This window comes from Pedobacter superstes (assembly GCF_037622515.1).
GTDB lineage: Bacteria > Bacteroidota > Bacteroidia > Sphingobacteriales > Sphingobacteriaceae > Paradesertivirga > Paradesertivirga superstes.
This window is the reverse complement of record NZ_JBBJCN010000001.1, coordinates 433,864-454,111: the sequence shown is the minus strand read 5'-3', so window position 1 is coordinate 454,111 and position 20,248 is coordinate 433,864. Positions and strand designations below refer to the sequence as shown.

The following is a 20,248-nucleotide window of genomic DNA, read 5'->3' as shown; positions in this document are numbered from 1 at the left end:
TTGATCGACACCAAAAACCTGCACGCCATGACAACCATAATAGAAGAAAGTCAACTTAATACAGAATTACAAGAACTCTATCTTATCAGCAAACATTGGATTTCTGACCTTGAGTTTTTCCACAACGATTTGATTTTTTTGCAAAAGTTAGTAGACAGGGGTTGTTCTCAGTTGAAGAAACACGAGACGAGCGGAAACATGGCCGAAATGAAAATTATGGTTACCGACCTTAAAAATTCCAGCGCCCTTATCAGCGAAAATGTAATTAGCTATCTGAGTTTACTTGAGCCAATGATTAAGAATTCAGATAAGAGTCATTATGAACTAAGCTTAATTGAAACTCATTCACATTTGGAATGTGAGATAGATAGCTTGCTTCAGACTTTCAAATCTGTAAAACAACGGGTGTTTAAATTAACGTCTGAAAGAATAAAAGCTGTTAATGCAAAGTTACTCTAGTTCTTATCTTGTTTAGATCCAGGCCTCATTTTGGTGGGATCATTTTAATAATAGATAAATGTGATTTAAATCATTGAAATTTAGTATATTATAAATGATTTTTATAAGCAGGCACTAAAAGCAGCGTTATGAAAACTATCCTTCTCTTAACCGATTTTTCCGTCCGTGCGCAATATGCAGCAGAGTATGCTATGAGAATTGCAGTCCAGGTAAAAGCTAATCTTTTACTCTGCCATTCTATGGAGATTATTGAAAATGATCCAATGGCCGAACAAATGACATGGCCAATTGCTAATCATCTTGCCTTACAACAGGAGAGTCTGGCTGGATTGAAAGAAATAGCGCGACAGCTTGAACAAAATATTCTGGCGGATAAAATTGAAACAGATTTTAAACCAGTTATAACGTGCATAAATGATTTTGGGAAATTATCTGTTGTCACTGCAAATATAATTGAAGAAAAAAAAGTGGACCTTATCATAATGGGTTCACATAAATCAAATGGTTTGGCCAGGTTTCTTTTTGGCAGTCATACTCATGATATATTGGATAATATTAATTGTCCGGTTTTATTAGTGCCGGAAAGTCTGAAGTTTAAGGGAATCCGCTCCATTGCTTATGCAACTGATCTTACCTTTAGCGATTTAAAAGTGATAAATTTTCTAAGTAAAATTGCCATTCCCTGTAACGCCAGAATTTTGGTGAGTCATATTTCCCCTTTTGGTATATCTGAAACAGATTCGGAAAATACTAAGCATTCCATTCAGGATTTATTATCTCAGGAAGAGCCGAAAATAGTATATGCCAGTATAAAAGGTGTCAATATCCCTAAAAGATTAATAGAGATTAGCGGATCCGGCAAGGCAGATCTATTAGCTCTGGTGCATAAACAATATGGATTTTTTGAAGGATTATTTCATTCCAGTGTTAGCAAACAAATGGCTAATAGCTCTAAAATTCCTCTGCTCATATTACCCCACGTCTTTGGTGTAGACGTTGCGGATCTTTCGAATGAACAATTAGATCATTATTGCTACGAACCGGATGATTCACGGTAAATGATCTAAACCTATTTATAAATTTCTTATCAGGGGCAAGGGATAAACCAGTATCTCTTGCTTTTTTTTGCCATCAAGAAGGATGCAAGCTAAAGGTCCTAATGCACTTTTCTGATGTATATGCTCTTGTTACTGCTCTCAATCTTAAATTTTGTGTTTAAGATCACTTTTTTTTCCACCTCACATCATTCAATAGGCTTTTTTACCGAGATACATTTGTGGTATAGAAAACAACACAGATTAAATTAAAATTGTATGAAAGCTTTAAATTTTAATACCAGCAAATTAAAAAATCATTTAGGTCAATTTTTAACCCTGATCCTGTTAATTGGATTTGGCAGTTTTTCAAACACTGTTAGCGCGCAAGTTCCTTTTAAGAATATTACAGGGTCTCAGTTTAAGGTAAACGGAACTTCAAATATTCACAACTGGGTAATGAATGCTACAAGCTTCAGCTGCGACGGGAAATTTATTTTAAAAGGCGATCAGTTAATAGATATTACTGCTCTGAACTTTACACTTCCAGTAACTAATCTAAAGGGGAAAGAAGACTTATTAAATACCAGGGCTCATAAAGCGCTGAAGGCAGAACAATTTAACAAAATAACTTTTAAGTTGACCAACGCTACGGTAGTTCCTCTTCAAAAAATTATTAGAGCAAACGGAAATTTAACAATAGGAGGCGTGACAAAACCCGTTTCACTCCAAACTAACTATACTGTTAATGGCGATGAACTTACATGTAAAGGTTCTAAGGATATTAAAATGAGCGATTATAACATTAAAGCTCCATCGTTTATGCTGGGCGCATTAAAAGTTGCTAATGAAGTAACCGTGGACATAACATTGAAACTGAAAAATTAAAACCCTATATCTAAATATTTCACTTATAAAATTAAAAACATGAAAACTCAATTATTTAACATTTTTAAAACTGCAGCTTTTGCCTTAATACTGGTGAGTCCGGTTGCATTACAAGCTCAGGAAAGATCAGAAACCGAGGTTGCCAATCGTCGACCTTATGATAAAAGTGGCATCAACGTATTTGAAACACCAAAAGATAGCAATAAGGTCTTTGACAAATTAAAACTAAAAGTGGGTGCTGGTTTTACCCAGTCGTTCCAGGGTTTAACGCATGAAAATACTTCTGCTGGTTTGTACAAAATGTCTCCCGGTTTTAATACTGCCAATGCAAATTTGTATTTGGATGCACAACTTGCAGACGGCATACTTTTAAATTTAACCAGTTACTTATCATCTCGTCACCACAATGAAACATGGGTAAAAGGTGGGTATATCCAATTCGATAAACTACCCTTCAAAGGTCAGATCTGGGAAGATATTATGAAAGTCACCACTATTAAAGTCGGTCACATGGAGATCAATTATGGCGATCAGCATTTCCGCAGATCAGATGGTGGTCACACCTTATACAACCCATTTGTTGAAAATTACTTGTTAGATGCTTTTACTACCGAAATCGGTGGAGAGGTATATGTTAAGAAAAATGGTCTTTTCGGAATGATCGGAGTAAGTAACGGTATGATAAAGGGTAATATCGATAGTCTTGTAGCTACTCCTCAGGATGAAAATATCCACAAGTCTCCGGCAGTTTATTTAAAAGGTGGTATTGACAAACAATTGACAGATATATTACGTGTACGTTTATCAGCCTCTTACTATGCAAATAAAAGCTCTGGTGGCAATACTTTGTATTCCGGAGACCGTACCGGTTCTAATTACTTTGGAGCTATGGAAAAGGTAGGAAGTACTGGTTTTACTACCGGTCGCGTTAACCCCGGTTTCAGCAAACAAGTAGAAGCATTACAGTTAAACGGATTTGTAAAAGCCATGGGACTGGAACTTTTCGGAACTTATGAGGCTGTAAACGGCAGAACTAAAACTGAAACTGAAGGCAGAAAAGCTACACAGTACGCAATTGATGCTATTTACAGAATAGGCGCAAAAGAGAACCTGTTTGTAGGTGCCAGGTACAATGCTTTGGATTACAGACCTTCTAATGTTACAGGTGCAGCTCCTATTACTTACACAAAAGATGTAAAAGTAGACCGCTTAGCTTTTGGTGCAGGATGGTTCTTGACCGATAATGTTCTTTTAAAAGGCGAATACGTTAAACAACAATTCAAAAATCTTCCCGCAGCCGATTTTCGTAATGGCGGAGCATTTAAAGGATATGTTGTACAAGCTGTAGTAGGTTTTTAAAACTTATTTCGAACAGAAAGCAGGTTGATTTCATCGACCTGCTTTTTTTGCGTAAATTAAGAAATTAGATATGCTTCTTCATAAACCATTACTTCTTATAATGCTTATTTTGGTTACTGGCTTTAGTAATCAAATGAATAAGCCTCAGGTAACCCAATGGGTTATTATGAAGGGTGGCTCTTTGAAAGTTGATGGAAGTACTAATGTGAATAAATTTAATTGCGCGATAGTCAATTACGCACAGCCTGATACGTTATCTCTTTCCAGATATGCAGGTAAGGGGACCTTAAAAATAAGCGGTTTCTTAAAGCTGGATGTGCAGAATTTTGATTGCCATCATCCGATTATGACCAGTGATCTGCGAAAAACCTTAAAAGCCAAAGAGTTTCCGAAGCTCACCATCAGGTTTCTGAGTTTAAATAAATACCCTGATCTGGGGGCCAGACAAGAACTTATAAAAGGTTTGGTAACCATCGAACTAGCCGGAGTAACACGAAGGTTAGAGGTTGATTATAAGTTTCTGTCCTCAGGTGAAAATGTAATCAACCTTATAGGAACCAGGAAAGTAAACTTTTCTGATTTTAATATTATACCCCCACGAAAAATAGGAGGCATGATTAAAACCAATAATGAATTAAGTGTGGTGTTTAATCTGAGAATGAAAGTTATAGATTAATATAGATCTACGACATTAGAGCTTTTTACCAGTATTGCGTTCCCTTCAGGATTTCATTCATGCCAAACTATTTGTAATCGTTAATGTGGACTTCGGCACATCCCGTTACATATTCTAATTCCCATAAGATTAAGAGATCAGGGTTGCTTGGGTCAGAAAAAAAAATTAAGGATTTATTTTCGCAAAAATTATTCCTGCTACAACAGCCTGGACAAAGCCATAAATAAACCAGCTTAAAACCATTGCAATGGTAATATCCAAAGAGCTGAATGTTATCCACATCACAGGAAGCAAAGCTACAATTGCATATACAAAGCCAAACTCTAACCCTCTGAGTATACCCGGGCCATTGAAAAGAGTTTTAAAACGATCCCAAAACCATGATAAGGCAAAACTAATTATGAAGGCATGGAGATAAAATAAAATATCTCTGCTTCCGTCAGAATTAAACAAGGGATTGTTATAAACTACAAAAAGTTCGGGAACAAACCGTATAGCAAGTAACAGACCTCCATAACTGATAATAAACAAACTTATGCCAGCTATCAGGCCTGAATAGAGAATTCTCTTCATAGTTAATAAGTTTAGTTGTGCAATGACTGGGCCGGATTCTCTTTATATTTTTGGCATGACTCAAATAATTTCAGTTTAATATTTCTGAAAGTTTTTATAAAGTCAAAGAATTCAGCTTCGAGTTTTGATTGTACTAAGTTAAATGAATCTTGTTCATCTGCATGGTATTCATCTAATATCACACTTAATTTATTTTGCTGGGTGATAATATTATCTTTAAGTAATTCTTTTCGCTTTTGTAAATCTTGTAAATCATTACTAATACTATCGAAAGAAACCGGCTGTACAATTAGCATTACCGGCATACAGGATTTTTCAATCATGAATTGAAAGAACTGTATTTCCTTTTCAAAGAAACTAATATCTGAAACCCAGTGTCTGGTCAAAACATATAATTCTTCAGTACTGTATCTGTGCGAAAAACCAGAAGATGAAGACATTTTTGTTTCCATAGATGTTACTGACAACGATTTAAAGAGGTGAAATTATTTCATTTCAGCGGGTTTAGTGATGATATGGGTTATGAAAAAATGTGATGTTTATCACGAGTGAAATAACATGTAGCTTAGTTTTGTATTGCCTTCTCTTAATCAGCATAATGATTTTCTTTTAATATAAATTATTTTTTAACATGATGGTAATCATTTGTCCGTCTTATAATATTTGCATCCTTTGCTATTAGGAAACCGAAAGGCGTTTTAATTAAAAACAAGAAACTATGAACGAGATTCTAAATACCCGCTTAATGCATCCAAGAGATCAGATAGCTCTTGTAATGGGCCGAATATATAGAAGAGGTTTAACAACAACATCCGGAGGAAATATTTCGATTATTGACGATAATGGCGACATCTGGATTTCGCCTTCTGCTGTAGATAAAGGAATGCTAACACCAGCCGATATCGTTTGTGTAAAGAAAGAAGGGGGGATTGAGGGATGTCATAAACCTTCATCTGAGTTCCCTTTTCATAAAGCAATATATGAGATTCGACCGGATATCAGGGCTATTATTCACGCTCATCCTCCAGCATTAGTATCATTCAGTATTGTTCGTACAACACCAAATACAAATATTATCACGCAGGCCAGCCGGGTATGCGGTCCAGTTGGCTATGCCGAGTATGAGCTTCCGGGCAGCCAGGCCCTGGGTGCTAAAATAGCAACAGAATTTACTAAAGGATTTAAAGCCGTGATTATGGAAAATCATGGTACCGTTGTTGGAGGTTCGGATCTTATGGATGCCTTCGAACGTTTTGAAACTCTGGAATTGTGTGCGCGAACTATTTTGTATGGCAATGCCGTTGGAAAACCCCAGTATCTGAGCTTTGAGCAAATCGATGCCTTCGAATCCCAGGTGCCGGAACCTTTACCCGAGATGGCTGATGTAAACTATTCATCTGAAGAAAGAGAAAAAAGGCTTGAAATCTGTAATATTGTTCACAGGGCATGTACGCAAGGACTAATGATCAGTTCTTATGGAACGGTTTCAACCCGTTGGAAGGGGAACGATTTTCTTATTACTCCTACAGATGTGCCTCGATGGGATTTAAGAATTGAAGATATCGTGCAGATAAAAGATGGTAAACGCGAGCCAGGTAAAATTCCGAGCCGGACAACCTATTTGCATCAGGAGATTTATCAGAGGCATCCGGAAATAAATTCTATAATTCTCACTCAATCGCCCTATCTGATGGCATTTGCGGTAACCGGAGCTCCTTTTAATGTTCGTACTATACCGGAGAGCTGGATTTTTTTACAAGATGTAAGCTCCCTGGAATTTGGAAGTCATTTTAAAGGAGAAACCATTATTGCAGATCTGGTAGCGAAACACAATCCTGCGGTAATTATTCAAAATACCTGTGTTTTGATTACAGGAGACCAGCTATTGCAAACCTTTGATTATCTGGAAGTGGCAGAATTCAGTGCGAAGTCTTTGGTGCTTTGCGCTTCAATAGGTAATCTGGTTCCGATTAGCAATGAACAGGTGGAAGAACTGCGTCATGCATTTATAAAAGATTAAATCATTAGTTTTATTATAAATCCAGGGCCGGTTTTCAAAACCGGCCTTTTTTGATTCATTGCTTACGAAATCCACTACCTTTTTCTAAACCTCATATTCTTCGCAGAATCTTTCCGGGTAATTAGCATTGGAATAGCAACCCCGCCTGCAAGACTCATCAGAATTAGCATAACTTTTAGCCCGTTATTAATTGTTTCTGACAATATCCGGGTATAACTTTCAGGATTTATGGTGCCTGCCAGATTTATGAGACCAAGCATCATACGATACGCAAAAATACCCGGTACCATCGGAATAACAGCCGGAATTGCGAAAATAGGAGGAGGGGCATGTCTGTTATGGGCAAATGGAATACTTAAAGATCCAATCAGAGTAGCCCCTGCCAATGATGATATAATTACATTAAGTTCAAATTGTAAGAGAGTTACTTTAGTTAAGCCACCCAATGCACCCAATATAAAGACCGGGATAAGTGTTCTCGATGGAACATTAAATAAAATAGCAAAACCAACGGCGGCTAATCCAAACCACAATCCCTTTTCTAATAAAATCAGCCATTCCATTTTAGAATTGATAAATAAACATTGAAGTTAATAAGCCTAAGGCAATTGAAAACGATATGATAAATCCGTTCAATCCGCGAATAAGGCCGTTTTGCAGGTTTCCGTCAATAATATCCGAAAATGAATTAATAAGAGGCACCCCGGGAATTAAAAAAAGAACAGAAGTAGCAAAGGCATGTTCGTGTGTAATTCCGCTGCCGAATTTAAGCGGGATACCGGCTATTAAGGAGGAGCTAAGAGCTGCAAAGCATACGCACAGGTAAGGATTGAACTGCATTTTAACGGCTTCCTGTCTGATAAATAATCCGGTAAATGAGCCAATAAAAACCATAAGCATATCAAGAGTTTCCCCACCGGCCAATCTGCAAAATGCTGCTCCAGCCAGTCCAACAAGCATTAATACCAGCAATCTTGGATAATGGGGTAGTGCTGTTAAGCGTTTTAATTCTTGATCGATTTGCTTTATAGTCCATTTCTGCTCTACAACCTGCCAGCTCATTCGGCTTATACCTGATAGTATGGTGAAATTTACCCCATGTGCCGAAGTTCGTTTAAGGCTGTTGTAAAAGTGGTCGGCATTATCATCATAAATTTTAAGCATGATAGTACGTTGAGATATAAGCATTTCAGCATTATACCCAAACGATTCCGAAATTCTGTTAATGGTATTTCGAATTCTTCCGGTACTGGCTCCGGATACCATAAGTAAAGCGGCAATATCAAGTAATGTAGAGCCAAGTTTCTTTATTTCATTGCTTTTGGCTTCTGTAACCATTGTTTTTTCGTTTCAGCACAAAGCTAAGGACTGGCATCTATTCTAATGCAAACCTGCGTCATCTTTTTCTAAAGTTAAAAAAACTAATTTTTTGAATTAAACCCAGAGCTAATGGATGTGAAAATATGAATTGATGACTTCAAGATCGTTAGATTTCTGGATTTTGAGAAGTCCTCGATGACAATGGCGTTATTTAATGGCGAATAATTAATGTTTTATTAAAATTGGACCTGATTTCTGTGCATGGTTTATCAATTTGGTAATTATTCAACATATGGTTCTAAACTGATGAAGATCATTTCCTAATGAGAACAATTTGGCTACAATTGATGAATTTAACAAAAGCCTCAGATTCAGATGTTTTTAAGTATTGGAGGCCATACAATTATCATAAAAAATGGAAAAATCACTTTTTAAAAAGTTCATCCTGCCTAAAGAGTTACAAAATATCCTGGAAACTAAAGAGGTCATTTTAGCGGAAAGCCGTGAAGATTTAATAGATCTTTCATTCGGGCGGATGGTAGATAATGTATTTGAAGTTTCTTATAACACACCGGGTCATGGGAAAATTGTAGAAGCAACAGTTGTAAGATGCAGAAATGGAGTGTCTGTAAATTATACTGATCCGTATTTACGCCGTCGTGATCCGGATTGTATGGTAATAGCTGATCACAGACCAACAGATAAGCCTACATTCAAAGATCGTTATGGTGCAGAGTTTGATGATTTACGAGCACAGTCTTTTCAATGGCTTTCTGAACAGGATGAATTGATTCTGGTGCCTTTTATGTCGGGTGGCGATGATGGATATCCCTCCTTGTTAGTAGCACCCGGCAACGCAGGCTTCTTCGCTACCTGCATGGCCGATTTACAAGGTTTTATTCCCAGAAGTAAAATTCCTCAGGCATTTAAGCCACGTGCTGTAATTTATGTTGCACCACCGTTCAGACATACACATTTTAACGGAAAGCAGGTTGTGGTACATAACAGGCTCGAAAAGATGCATGAAATGTTTGCCTACAATCTCTATCCTGGTCCAAGCGCTAAAAAAGGGGTATATGGAGTGTTGCTGAATATTGGAGAAGAAGAAGGATGGACAACCTTACATGCATCCGCCGTTAAGGTAACAACACCTTATGAAAATGATTTTGTAATTATGCACGAAGGAGCCAGTGGGGGAGGTAAAAGCGAAATGACTTGCGCCTCTCATCGCGAACTTGATGGCCGCTTACTATTAGGTACCAATATTAAAAGTAAAGAGAAATATTACCTTGAAATTAAAGAGGAGTCAGAACTTCAACCTGTTACCGATGATATGGCGCTTGCTCTTCCGGCACTTCAAAACGGAAAAAAATTAGTGGTGAAAGATGCGGAGTACGGCTGGTTCTTAAGGATAAATCATATCACGAAATACGGAACCGATTCAGATATCGAACGGGCAACTATTCATCCAAAAGAGCCTTTGCTCTTTTTGAGTATTGATGGGAAGCCGGAAGCTACCTGTTTAATATGGGAACCTACAATGGACGCCCCGGGTAAACCTTGTCCTAACCCCAGGGTTGTTTTACCTCGCCGGCATGTTCCCAACACTATAGATGAGCCGGTTGAAGTAGATATTCGCAGCTTTGGAATAAGAACCCCGCCATGCACCCGTGAAAATCCTACTTATGGTATAATCGGGATATTTCACATTTTACCGCCAGCATTGGCCTGGCTCTGGAGATTGGTTGCGCCCCGCGGTCATGCAAATCCGAGCGTAATCAGCACTGGCAAAGGAATGGTTAGTGAAGGTGTAGGATCATACTGGCCATTTGCAACAGGTTTAAGGGTAGATCAGGCCAACTTGTTGCTCGAGCAGATTTTGAACACCCCGCTTACGCGATATATCCTCATCCCCAACCAGAATATAGGAGCTTACGAAGTAGGGTTTAGCGGACAATGGATTGCCCGTGAATATTTATCAAGAAGAGGAAATGTTAATTTTAAGAAAGAACCGCTTGCCGCTTCCCGATGTGCTTTACTGGGTTATTCTCCAGAGTCTTTGAAAATCGATGGACAAACCATTCCTAAGCACTTTTTACAGGTTGATCTGCAAAAGGATAACGGGCTGGAAGGCTATGATGCGGGTGCCGAAATTTTAACAAGCTTCTTTAAAAAGGAACTTGAGCAATACCTGGTTCCCGACCTTCATCCTCTTGGAAGAAAAATTATAGAAGTTTGCCTTGCCGATGGCAGTATTCAGGATTATGTAGATCAGATCCATCCTTTAGAAAGCATAAAAGTAGAAACTCCGGTGACGGAAAGTATCTAGCTTCTGATGCAGAAGAGAAGCTGGTGTTCTGTTGAGTGTTTAAAGCATTAAGAGTTTATTGTTAACCTGTTTTTCTTATTTTTGTAAAAGATAATAAATCCATGGTTCCAGAAACGAATGTAGTGCTGAAAGGTAAATATTGTAATTCTTTAACAGAATATTCCCGTTTTCAAACCCGGGAAGTATTAATTGGAAATATCCCTCTTGGAGGTAATAACCCAATTCGTATTCAGAGTATGACAACTACAGACACCATGGATACAAAAGGTACTGTAGAGCAAACCATCAGAATGGTTGAGGCGGGTTGCGAATATGTTCGTATTACTGCTCCCAGTATAAAAGAGGCACATAATCTGGCTGAAATAAAAAAGGAACTGCGCTTTCGCGGATATGAAGTTCCTTTAATTGCAGATATTCACTTTACACCAAACGCTGCAGAAGTGGCGGCAAGAATAGTTGAGAAAGTTCGGGTCAATCCGGGGAATTATGTAGATAAGAAACGTTTTGACCAGTTAGAATATACTCCTTCAGAATACCAGGCAGAGCTTGAACGTATTTATCAAAAATTCACTCCTTTAGTAAAAATTTGCAAAGAATATGGAACTGCTATGCGAATCGGAACCAATCATGGCTCTCTTTCCGACAGGATAATGAGTTATTATGGTGATACTCCGCGCGGTATGGTCGAATCAGCAATGGAGTTTATGCGAATGTGCGAAGATTTGAATTACTACAATCTCGTAATTTCAATGAAATCCAGTAATCCCCAGGTTATGGTTCAGGCGTACCGCTTATTAGTTGAAACCATGCAGAATGAAGGAATGAATTATCCGCTGCATTTAGGGGTTACGGAAGCTGGTGATGGTGAAGATGGGCGAATAAAATCTTCTGTGGGAATCGGTACGCTGCTAGAAGACGGATTAGGAGATACAATCAGAGTTTCTTTAACTGAAGAGCCTGAGTATGAAGCTCCTGTTGCAATTGCATTGTCAAACAGATATCATCAGAGAGCCGGGAGTTCAAAGAAAGTTGCCCGACTGCCGGAAACAGTGCCTGGGCAATACAACCCTTACCAATTTCAGAAACGCGATTCCGCAGAGTTAAATACATTTATTGGCGGACATCAGGTGCCAAGAGTTGTTTTAGATATTTCAACTGAAAATTTAAAAGATCCGCTAATTTTATCTGATGCAGGTTATATTTATTCTGCATTACTGGATAAGTACAATATGGGCGAACAATCGGTCGATTTTGTTTATTTGGCTGATAAGTTACCCTCCTTTACTATGCCCGGTAATTTAAAACAACTATATAATTATGCGACCTGGAGAACTCTTTCGGATAATCGAAACTGTCACCCGTTATATACATTAGGTGAATTTATAAATGCCGAACAAAAAGACAATTCATTAAACCTGGTGCAGATTTCAACCCTTGATTTACAAGGTGATTTGTTCAATTCCCTTCAGGCAGATAAAACTCTTGTATTTGTTCTTGAAACTTCTGAGGAGCATGGAATGGCTGATCAGCGTCAGTTTTTCTTTTTCCTTAGCGAAACCGGAATTAATGTGCCGGTAATTATTAAAAGAAGCTATTTTAGAGAGACCCAGGAAGCAGATAGGGTTAAAGATGAAGGTATTAAGAGTGTTTCTAAGGTTAGTTTAGAATCTAAGTTTCAATTGTATGCTGCAACAGATGTGGGAGCTCTTTTAGTGGATGGCTTTGGTGATGGCATATGGTTAGATGCGCCTGAAATAGATGCTAAAACTATAGTAAGTACCTCATTCGGGATTTTACAAGCAACACGTTCACGAATCTCGAAGACAGAATACATCTCATGCCCCAGCTGTGGACGTACCTTGTTTGATTTGCAGGAAACCACCCAGTTGATCAGAAGCCGGACAAGCCATTTGAAAGGCGTGAAAATTGCAATTATGGGTTGTATTGTTAACGGCCCGGGCGAAATGGCTGATGCAGATTATGGTTATGTAGGTACAGGGCCGGGTAAAATTACTCTTTACAGGGGTAAAGAGGTGGTTAAAAAAAGCGTAAACACTGAATTTGCCCTCGACGAATTAATTAATATAATTAAGGAAGATGGTATCTGGATTGATGCCCAGATGGAATCATCTATATAAGGTCTTTCTATTAAACCAAAAAAGCTCTTACCGATAAACGATAAGAGCTTTTTTGGTGATTCTGAAGCAGTTATTTATTCTTCCTTGCAATCACTTTTTGTACAGCCTGAATAATATGTTCGCTATCCAATCCGTATTTTTTCATTAAATCTGCAGGTTTTCCGCTTTCGCCAAATGAATCATTCACGGCAACATATTCCTGCGGTAATGGATCATTTTTTACTAAAACCTGAGCAACACTATCTCCTAAACCACCCAGACGATTGTGTTCTTCACAAGTTACCACACATCTCGTTTTGGCAACCGATTTTAAAATCGCGGCTTCGTCAAGAGGTTTAATGGTATGGATATTTATAATCTCGGCATCGATTCCCATTTCAGCTAATTTCTCGCCAGCAAGAATCGCTTCCCATACTAAATGTCCGGTAGCGAAAATACTTACATCTTTTCCTTCATTTACCATCCATGCTTTACCAATTTCGAATTTTTGATCGGCGTCTGTAAAAATAGGAACTACCGGACGACCAAAACGAAGGTAAACTGGTCCTTCATATTCTGCTATGGCAATGGTTGCTGCTTTGGTCTGGTTATAATCGCAGGGATTGATAACAGTCATACCCGGAAGCATTTTCATTAATCCGATATCTTCAAGGATCTGGTGAGTTGCCCCATCTTCACCCAAAGTTAATCCTGCGTGAGATGCGCATATTTTAACATTTTTATCAGAATAGGCAATTGATTGACGGATTTGATCGTATACGCGACCTGTAGAGAAATTAGCAAAAGTTCCTGTAAAAGGGATTTTGCCGCCAATGGTCATCCCGGCAGCTATTCCCATCATATTAGCTTCGGCAATACCAATCTGAAAAAAGCGCTCCGGAAATTCTTTTATAAAGGCTTCCATTTTTAATGAACCCACTAAGTCGGCACAAAGAGCAACTACATTTTCATTTTTTTGTCCGGCTTCAAGCAAACCTGCTCCGAAACCTGAACGAGTATCTTTCTTATCTGTAAAAGAGTATTTTTTCATCAGAATATAATTGTTTTTAATGGAGATGAAGCTATCATGAGCATATTTTTGCTAAGTTTATTGCCGTTTGTGAGGGGTATGCCCGCCTGTTTTCCGGGCTGGCTCATGATGGTTTCATTTATTTCTTACATAAATCCTCTTTAAGAAAGAGGTTTTTTTTGTTTCTAATAAAATTCCCTTTAGGGGATAGCGGTTAATAATCCTCCATGTCGCATTCAAGCTGCGAAAGAGCCTCTTGTAATTGCTCATCGTTTGGAGCAACGCCATGCCATTTATGCGATCCCATCATGAAATCAACACCATGACCCATATTGGTGTGCATTAAAATCATGATCGGCTTACCTTTAAATGCTCTGGACTTCGCCTCTTCAAGACCGCGGATAACATCTTCCATGTCGTTCCCGTTCATCTCCATAACATCCCATCCAAAGGCTTCCCATTTCGCTCTAAGGTTTCCTAATGATAGAACCTTCTCGGTCGGGCCATCAATTTGCTGACCATTGAAGTCGATCGTAGAGATTAGATTGTCTACTTTATTATGAGGAGCAAACATAGCTGCTTCCCAGATTTGTCCTTCCTGAAGTTCACCATCGCCATGCAATGTAAAAACCAGAGAATTGTCTTTATTTAACTTTTTTGTAAGAGCTGCGCCTATGGCAACAGATAAACCCTGACCTAATGAGCCGGAGGCGATACGAACTCCAGGTAAACCTTCATGCGTAGTAGGGTGGCCCTGTAGTCTTGAATCCAGTTTACGGAAAGTGGTAAGTTCACTTACATCAAAATAGCCGGAGCGGGCCAGTACACTATAAAAAACCGGAGAAATATGTCCGTTGGACAAGAAAAACAGATCTTCACCTTTTCCATCCATACTAAAATCGGTTTTATGATTCATCATATGGAAATAAAGTGCTACCATGTAATCGGTACATCCCAAAGAACCTCCGGGGTGACCCGACTGGCATTGATGAACCATTCTAACGATATCACGGCGCACCTGCTTGGCAATATTGTTTAATTTGTTTATATCGGCGTTCATATCAAGTATATAATCCGGCAAAAGTAAATATTAAATTGGAATGATATGAATGATGGTCGGTATTTTATTAACAATTATATGTTAATAAGTGCAACTTTCGAAAGAGACTTTTCGTAGAAATGCAAGTTCAATAATCTATCACCGCCAATATATAAGAATAAGTATTAACGCACTATTAAGATTAATTTATATGGGAATAGCTCTACCCTCATCAACTCTGAATTGTTTTTTTAAACCTTTAAGCCAATTTTTATTGGTGCTGATTTTTATATTTAGCCTGACCACCGGGGCCCATGCTCAAAACGGTTCTGTTGGAATTGGCACAAATACACCGAATTCCAAGGCTGTTTTGGATATCGTTTCAAGTACAAAAGGTCTTCTGATTCCAAGACTTACAGAGGCTCAGCGCGATGCACTTCTGGTTCCTTTAACATCGTCACCCAGTTATAATGGTATGCTTGTATATAATACTGATGCAAAGTCATTTAATGTGTGGAAGGATGATAATTGGGTAGCGATTGGTAGTTCTACTACTCCGGGTCCTCAGGGGCCAGCTGGCCCGGCAGGTCCGGCAGGACCAGCAGGAGGGCCTCCCGGACCACAAGGACCAGCAGGCCCGGCAGGACCAGCCGGGCCGCAGGGACTTCCTGTAAATGCCTGGTTAATGAGCGGGAACGCCGCAACTCCCGGCAATATAAGTACATATTTAGGTACAACAGATGCCCAGCCCTTAATTGTAGCAACAAATGGCACAGAAAGAATGAGAGTTACCGGAGTTGGAAGCGTAGGTATAGGTACCGAGAATCCAACCGCAAAATTGCACGTTGCCGGTGATCTAAAAATTGGTGCTCTTGGTGATGCAATAAATAAAGTACTGAAGGCATCAGTAACAAGAGATCTATCTAGTATTACCTCAGGCAATCAAAGAGTTGAAGTATTTTCTATACCCAATTGCTCAAAAAATTCAGTAGTGACGGTTTCACCGGAATTGCCATTGCCATCTGGATTAATTATTAGCTATGCCCGCGTTTCTGTTGATGCGGTCGGAGCTTTACCCGGAAGTGTAGAGGTAACGTTCTGGAATGCCGGTGCAGCCGCGGTAGATCCAGCTTCAATGAAGTTTAATATTACTGTTGTAGAATAACCATGATGAAAAGAACTAAGATATTGCTTAGTGTTTTCTGCCTGTTCTGCTTAAGCAGTAATGCACAGCTAGTGAACTCAGATCAGATCATTACGCTAACTGCTAACAGTCTTGTGTATGTTTCAGATGCATTTACTAATACTAAGGGAACGGTTTTAAACAATGGGAAATTAGAAGTTAAAGGGAATTTTAGCAATTCCGATTTAAATTCTTTTGTTTTCGATGGCTCATCCAATGGAGTTGTGGCACTTTCAGGCGGAACTCAGGAAGTGGGCGGAGCTACTAAAACTGTTTTTCCTGATCTGGCACTTTCCGGCACGGGGGATAAATTTCTTAAAACCAATGCAGATGTTGCCGGAGTATTATCTCTGGGGAACAAACAACTGCATGCTAACGAATTTACCCTTCATATTCTTAACCCAAGCCCCAATGCGATAATCAGGTCTGATGATATAAGCACTCCAGGTACCGGATTTATCAGCACAGATTTAAAAGGGAATCTTGTCAGGAATACGAATACTAATCTCCCTTATATTTTTCCATTAGGTAGTTCTCTATCAAATCCAGCATTAGCTAGTGTAAATATATTATACCGGCCTTTGCAATTTAAACCGGAAGATTCCGGGGTAAACACATTTTCAGCTTCTTTGCTAAATTATGATCCGACGAATGACGGATTCGATAAAACAAAGAAAAGAGATGATGTCAGGACAGTCTCGAATAAGTATTATTATCTCCTGAGTCAGAAAGCAGGTGCATCAGAGGTAGATGTTACTTTTTATCAAAGTTTGGTTGTTGATCAGACATATTCACAACTTGTTAACTGGACTAATTTTTTACAATGGGAAAAAGCGACACCGGTATCATTATCTGCCGGCACATTTGAAGATGATTTAAATAATGGGGTATTAAACAGGAGTATTAGTTTCAACTTCCTCCAGCCTTTTCAAAATTTGCCATTTACCTTAAGTTCTGATATTGATGTTGTAAATCCATTCACTTTTTATAATGCCTTTTCTCCGGATGGAGATAATAAAAATGATACCTGGCCTATAAATAACATAGAGTTGTACCCGGATAATAAGCTGAGTATTTTTAATCGCTGGGGAGATGAAGTTTTAAATATTAAAGGATATACTAACGATAAAGCATGGGACGGTGGCAATTTGCAATCAGGTACCTATTATTATATATTAACTGCTACTATCGAAAATCAACCTCGCGTGTTTAAGGGATTTATAACAATGATCAATAAGAATTGATATGAAACATTATTTAACGCTCATTATTCTGTTTATACTTATAAAACCCGCACTGTCTCAGCAGGATCCTCAATACAGCCAGTATATGTTCAACACACTGGTTATTAATCCTGCTTATGCCGGTTACAGGGAAACGAATAATATAAGCTTACTGCACCGTGATCAGTGGTCCGGGTTCGCCGGCGCTCCTAAAACACAATCGTTAATTGCTGATGGTGCATTTGGGATAGATAAAAAGGTGGGCTTAGGTATTTCGCTGGTAAACGACAAAGCCGGCTTGCAAAGGCAAACCTCTGCACATGCAAATTATGCTTACCGGATCCCCGTCGGAGCGGACGCAAGATTGGCCCTTGGAATATCTATAGGGTTAGGGCAGTTTTCTTTAAACTCCGATGATGCTCAAATTCAGGATGAAAGTGATCCTAACTTTATTGATAAACAAACGTATTTTGTTCCAGATGCGCGATTTGGTGTTCACTACAGTACCTCTAAATTTTATGCGGGTCTTTCCGCTACGGATTTAATTTCTGGTTCTATTGATTACCAGCAAGTCGGTAAAAATACTATAACAAGGCAAGGCCGGCATTATTTTTTAACTGCAGGAGGTTTATTTGAATTAAATTCGAATTTTAAATTAAAACCCTCATTTTTAATCAGGGAAGATACCAAAGGGCCCACCAATTTAGATCTTAACTCTTTTCTTTTGATCAAAGAATCGATCTGGGTTGGAGGCTCATACAGAACGGGTATTAATTTATGGAAAAAAACAGGTTGGAATAATAGTACATTTAGTCAAAATTCAGTAGTGGGCTTAATTGAAGCATTTGTTCTTAAAAATCTGAGGGTTGGTTATTCTTATGATTATTCATTATCAGATTTAGCAGACTATTCAAATGGAACACATGAGTTCTCATTAGGCCTGATTTTAAATTCAAACAAAAAGAGTGTGACACTTAGTCCACGCTATTTTTAAATCATCCAGTACAGATGAAATATAGAAAGATAATTCTGGCATTTTTAGTTTGTTCAGTAGCTTATTTTTCTCCGGGAAATATATTTTCGGATAATATACTGCGGGCTAATAAATATTATGAAAGCTATGATTTTAAACTCGCATTGTCGATTTATGAAAAGATAATGCAAACAAAACCAAGCTTAGAAGTAGCGCAAAAGCTTGCAGATTGTTATCGTTTTATTAACGATCCTGAGGGTTCAGAAAGAGCCTACGCTAAAGTACTTACCTATCCGGATGCCAATGCAATAAATTATAAGCATTATGCCGATGCACTTAAATTAAATGGAAAGTTCGAAGAGGCAAAGAAGAATTATATTCTGTATGGTCAAAAGTTGCCGGAAAATTTAGAAGAGGCTACCAGGCTTGCAAACTCATCAGACGTTGCGAGAATGTGGGCGGAAAATCCGGATCCGGACGTTAATGTTGAAAATGCTGCGACATTAAACAGCGAAAATTCTGATTTCTCGCCGGTGAAATTTAAAAATGATCTTGTATTTACATCCGACAGGTGGTTCGTGAAAGGTACCGGAAATAAAAAGAAAGAAGTGATTTATGGCTGGACAGGAAATCCTTACCTGAAATTATATCAAGCTGCAAAACTTAATGAAGGTTTTAAAGTGACTTTAATGCCGGTTTTAAATCAGGAATCGCATACAGGTGTGCCGGTTTTTACGGCCAATGCAGATACTGTCTATTTTACTGTTACCGAATCGGAAAAGCGCAAAAAGGAGAAAGTCACATTTCTTAAAAAAAGAATTTATGTTGCGTATAAAAAAGGACTTGATTGGTCGGTTCCAAAACCTATTCATTTAAATGATGATGAATATTCTATTCAGCATCCGGCTTTGTCACCTAATGGGGATATATTGTATTTCGCTTCAGATATGCCAGGAGGATTAGGCGGAATGGATATTTATGCATCGCAAAAGCAATCCGATGGTTCATGGGGTAAACCGGTAAACTGCGGACCCAATATCAATACTTCGGAACAAGATGTTTTTCCTGTTTTACAGAAAGACGGAGCTTTTTATTTTGCCTCTAAGGGGCATATTGGCATGGGTGGGCTTGATATTTTCACTGCTGAAGGATCCTTAAGTAACTTCGCCGTTGCCGAGAATTTGAAAGCACCATTTAATTCATCCTATGATGATTTCGGAATACTTTTTACAGACGACCTGAACGGGTATATGTCTTCGAACCGCAAAGGTGGTATGGGCTCAGATGATATTTATACATTTTCTATAGCTCCGCCGCAAAAGAAAGCTTTATTTTTTGCTGTGGAAGGTGAAGTTATTGACAAATCAACAGGTGCAATTCTAAGTAACGTTGAAGTCATTCTTTTGAATAAAACTTCCGGCCAGCAGCTTTCTTCAATTTCGGATTCCCAGGGTAAATTCCGTTTCGATTTATCTCCGGATATGGAATATGTTGTGACAGGTAACGAGGCCAGATATTATTCAAAGCAAGAAGGGGCAATCTCTACTCGTGGATTATTCGAATCGACAGTTTTTAATGTGAAGTTTGAACTTGAGCGTTCTCAGGACGATACCTATATGGTTAAGCTTCAAAATATATATTATAATTTCGATAAATGGAATATCAGGCCAGATGCAGCTAATGAATTGAATAAAGTAGCATCCTTTATGTTTAATATGCCAAATATAAATATCGAAATGCGATCACATACTGACGCCAGGGGTAAAGCAGTTTATAATAAATGGCTTTCACAGAAGCGGGCTGAGTCGGCGATTAATTACCTGAAGGATAAAGGAGTTGGTTCATCAAGACTTACCGCGCTTGGTTTGGGCGAATCCGAGTTACTTAACCGTTGCGGCGAGGGTGCGAAATGCTCCTTTAGAGAACATCAGCTGAACCGGCGTACAGAGTTTAAAGTTGTTAAAATAAATCCTGTCGCCGGTACCGGTAGTATTACGCTATCTTCAGTTTTGAAAAGGAAATAAG

Annotated in this window: 18 protein-coding genes; 12 read left to right on the top strand and 6 right to left on the bottom strand. The window is 38.6% G+C overall.

Annotated features, from left to right (window positions below):
• Window positions 1-27 precede the first annotated feature (27 nt).
• The 5 genes from WG906_RS02090 to WG906_RS02070 all read left to right on the top strand — a co-directional run bounded on the left by WG906_RS02090 (window position 28) and on the right by WG906_RS02070 (window position 4,416).
• Window positions 28-459 (top strand): hypothetical protein, encoded by a 432-nt coding sequence (locus WG906_RS02090; protein ID WP_339990859.1) that lies wholly within the window; start codon window positions 28-30, stop codon window positions 457-459.
• Between the two features lie 128 nt (window positions 460-587).
• Complete coding sequence (locus tag WG906_RS02085) at window positions 588-1,517, top strand: universal stress protein (protein ID WP_339990858.1); 930 nt, start codon at window positions 588-590, stop codon at window positions 1,515-1,517.
• A 255-nt stretch (window positions 1,518-1,772) separates the two neighbouring features.
• Complete coding sequence (locus WG906_RS02080; RefSeq protein ID WP_339990857.1) at window positions 1,773-2,381, top strand: YceI family protein; 609 nt, start codon at window positions 1,773-1,775, stop codon at window positions 2,379-2,381.
• A 39-nt stretch (window positions 2,382-2,420) separates the two neighbouring features.
• A complete protein-coding gene (locus WG906_RS02075) occupies window positions 2,421-3,740 on the top strand; it encodes a hypothetical protein (RefSeq protein ID WP_339990856.1) in 1,320 nt (439 codons plus the stop codon).
• Window positions 3,741-3,810: 70 nt separating this feature from the next.
• On the top strand, window positions 3,811-4,416 hold the full coding sequence (locus WG906_RS02070) for a YceI family protein (protein WP_339990855.1): 606 nt from the start codon (window positions 3,811-3,813) through the stop codon (window positions 4,414-4,416).
• 165 nt (window positions 4,417-4,581) lie between these two features.
• Here WG906_RS02070 and WG906_RS02065 read toward each other — a convergent pair whose 3' ends face one another.
• Together WG906_RS02065 and WG906_RS02060 are read right to left on the bottom strand one after the other, a co-directional pair.
• On the bottom strand, window positions 4,582-4,989 hold the full coding sequence (locus tag WG906_RS02065; RefSeq protein ID WP_339990854.1) for a hypothetical protein: 408 nt from the start codon (window positions 4,987-4,989) through the stop codon (window positions 4,582-4,584).
• A gap of 11 nt (window positions 4,990-5,000) precedes the next feature.
• Window positions 5,001-5,441, bottom strand: coding sequence for a hypothetical protein (locus tag WG906_RS02060; protein ID WP_339990853.1), 441 nt, complete (start codon window positions 5,439-5,441; stop codon window positions 5,001-5,003).
• A gap of 266 nt (window positions 5,442-5,707) precedes the next feature.
• Here WG906_RS02060 and WG906_RS02055 point away from each other — a divergent pair, with 266 nt between their 5' ends.
• Window positions 5,708-7,009 carry a class II aldolase/adducin family protein gene (locus WG906_RS02055; protein ID WP_339990852.1) on the top strand — a complete coding sequence of 434 codons (1,302 nt, stop codon included), beginning with the start codon at window positions 5,708-5,710 and terminating at the stop codon, window positions 7,007-7,009.
• Window positions 7,010-7,083: 74 nt separating this feature from the next.
• Here the strand turns inward: WG906_RS02055 and WG906_RS02050 are convergent, their stop codons facing one another.
• Window positions 7,084-7,572, bottom strand: a complete 489-nt coding sequence (locus WG906_RS02050) for a threonine/serine exporter family protein (RefSeq protein WP_339990851.1) — start codon at window positions 7,570-7,572, stop codon at window positions 7,084-7,086.
• A gap of 1 nt (window position 7,573) precedes the next feature.
• The gene (locus WG906_RS02045; RefSeq protein WP_339990850.1) at window positions 7,574-8,347 is read right to left on the bottom strand and encodes a threonine/serine exporter family protein; all 774 of its coding nucleotides are present in this window, start codon (window positions 8,345-8,347) and stop codon (window positions 7,574-7,576) included.
• A gap of 397 nt (window positions 8,348-8,744) precedes the next feature.
• Here WG906_RS02045 and WG906_RS02040 point away from each other — a divergent pair, with 397 nt between their 5' ends.
• Both WG906_RS02040 and ispG read left to right on the top strand, forming a co-directional pair.
• Window positions 8,745-10,658: a DUF4914 family protein gene (locus tag WG906_RS02040; protein ID WP_339990849.1), complete on the top strand. Its 1,914-nt coding sequence runs from the start codon at window positions 8,745-8,747 to the stop codon at window positions 10,656-10,658.
• A 101-nt stretch (window positions 10,659-10,759) separates the two neighbouring features.
• Window positions 10,760-12,796: a (E)-4-hydroxy-3-methylbut-2-enyl-diphosphate synthase gene (gene ispG, locus WG906_RS02035; RefSeq protein ID WP_339990848.1), complete on the top strand. Its 2,037-nt coding sequence runs from the start codon at window positions 10,760-10,762 to the stop codon at window positions 12,794-12,796.
• Window positions 12,797-12,866: 70 nt separating this feature from the next.
• On the opposite strand, the gene WG906_RS02030 is transcribed toward ispG, so the two are convergent.
• Window positions 12,867-13,826 (bottom strand): transketolase family protein, encoded by a 960-nt coding sequence (locus tag WG906_RS02030; protein WP_339990847.1) that lies wholly within the window; start codon window positions 13,824-13,826, stop codon window positions 12,867-12,869.
• Between the two features lie 193 nt (window positions 13,827-14,019).
• Window positions 14,020-14,865 carry a transketolase gene (locus tag WG906_RS02025; RefSeq protein ID WP_339990846.1) on the bottom strand — a complete coding sequence of 282 codons (846 nt, stop codon included), beginning with the start codon at window positions 14,863-14,865 and terminating at the stop codon, window positions 14,020-14,022.
• Window positions 14,866-15,055: 190 nt separating this feature from the next.
• On the opposite strand from WG906_RS02025, the gene WG906_RS02020 reads away from it, so the two are divergent.
• Genes WG906_RS02020 through WG906_RS02005 form a run of 4 tightly spaced genes read left to right on the top strand, consistent with a single transcriptional unit; the run spans window position 15,056 to window position 20,247 of the window.
• Window positions 15,056-16,009, top strand: coding sequence for a phage tail-like protein (locus WG906_RS02020; RefSeq protein WP_339990845.1), 954 nt, complete (start codon window positions 15,056-15,058; stop codon window positions 16,007-16,009).
• A 2-nt stretch (window positions 16,010-16,011) separates the two neighbouring features.
• Window positions 16,012-17,271 carry a T9SS type B sorting domain-containing protein gene (locus WG906_RS02015; protein ID WP_339990844.1) on the top strand — a complete coding sequence of 420 codons (1,260 nt, stop codon included), beginning with the start codon at window positions 16,012-16,014 and terminating at the stop codon, window positions 17,269-17,271.
• 1 nt (window position 17,272) lies between these two features.
• Window positions 17,273-18,244 (top strand): PorP/SprF family type IX secretion system membrane protein, encoded by a 972-nt coding sequence (locus WG906_RS02010; RefSeq protein WP_339990843.1) that lies wholly within the window; start codon window positions 17,273-17,275, stop codon window positions 18,242-18,244.
• Between the two features lie 14 nt (window positions 18,245-18,258).
• Complete coding sequence (locus tag WG906_RS02005; RefSeq protein ID WP_339990842.1) at window positions 18,259-20,247, top strand: OmpA family protein; 1,989 nt, start codon at window positions 18,259-18,261, stop codon at window positions 20,245-20,247.
• The last annotated feature ends 1 nt before the right edge of the window (window position 20,248 follow it).

What these genes read in the sequence shown, in the direction of transcription:
- WG906_RS02090 (WP_339990859.1), top strand. Translation starts at nt 28, where the DNA reads ATGACAACCATAATAGAAGAAAGTCAACTTAATACAGAATTACAAGAA.
- WG906_RS02085 (WP_339990858.1), top strand. Translation starts at nt 588, where the DNA reads ATGAAAACTATCCTTCTCTTAACCGATTTTTCCGTCCGTGCGCAATAT.
- WG906_RS02080 (WP_339990857.1), top strand. Translation starts at nt 1,773, where the DNA reads ATGAAAGCTTTAAATTTTAATACCAGCAAATTAAAAAATCATTTAGGT.
- WG906_RS02075 (WP_339990856.1), top strand. Translation starts at nt 2,421, where the DNA reads ATGAAAACTCAATTATTTAACATTTTTAAAACTGCAGCTTTTGCCTTA.
- WG906_RS02070 (WP_339990855.1), top strand. Translation starts at nt 3,811, where the DNA reads ATGCTTCTTCATAAACCATTACTTCTTATAATGCTTATTTTGGTTACT.
- WG906_RS02065 (WP_339990854.1), bottom strand. Translation starts at nt 4,989, where the DNA reads ATGAAGAGAATTCTCTATTCAGGCCTGATAGCTGGCATAAGTTTGTTT.
- WG906_RS02060 (WP_339990853.1), bottom strand. Translation starts at nt 5,441, where the DNA reads ATGGAAACAAAAATGTCTTCATCTTCTGGTTTTTCGCACAGATACAGT.
- WG906_RS02055 (WP_339990852.1), top strand. Translation starts at nt 5,708, where the DNA reads ATGAACGAGATTCTAAATACCCGCTTAATGCATCCAAGAGATCAGATA.
- WG906_RS02050 (WP_339990851.1), bottom strand. Translation starts at nt 7,572, where the DNA reads ATGGAATGGCTGATTTTATTAGAAAAGGGATTGTGGTTTGGATTAGCC.
- WG906_RS02045 (WP_339990850.1), bottom strand. Translation starts at nt 8,347, where the DNA reads ATGGTTACAGAAGCCAAAAGCAATGAAATAAAGAAACTTGGCTCTACA.
- WG906_RS02040 (WP_339990849.1), top strand. Translation starts at nt 8,745, where the DNA reads ATGGAAAAATCACTTTTTAAAAAGTTCATCCTGCCTAAAGAGTTACAA.
- ispG (WP_339990848.1), top strand. Translation starts at nt 10,760, where the DNA reads ATGGTTCCAGAAACGAATGTAGTGCTGAAAGGTAAATATTGTAATTCT.
- WG906_RS02030 (WP_339990847.1), bottom strand. Translation starts at nt 13,826, where the DNA reads ATGAAAAAATACTCTTTTACAGATAAGAAAGATACTCGTTCAGGTTTC.
- WG906_RS02025 (WP_339990846.1), bottom strand. Translation starts at nt 14,865, where the DNA reads ATGAACGCCGATATAAACAAATTAAACAATATTGCCAAGCAGGTGCGC.
- WG906_RS02020 (WP_339990845.1), top strand. Translation starts at nt 15,056, where the DNA reads ATGGGAATAGCTCTACCCTCATCAACTCTGAATTGTTTTTTTAAACCT.
- WG906_RS02015 (WP_339990844.1), top strand. Translation starts at nt 16,012, where the DNA reads ATGATGAAAAGAACTAAGATATTGCTTAGTGTTTTCTGCCTGTTCTGC.
- WG906_RS02010 (WP_339990843.1), top strand. Translation starts at nt 17,273, where the DNA reads ATGAAACATTATTTAACGCTCATTATTCTGTTTATACTTATAAAACCC.
- WG906_RS02005 (WP_339990842.1), top strand. Translation starts at nt 18,259, where the DNA reads ATGAAATATAGAAAGATAATTCTGGCATTTTTAGTTTGTTCAGTAGCT.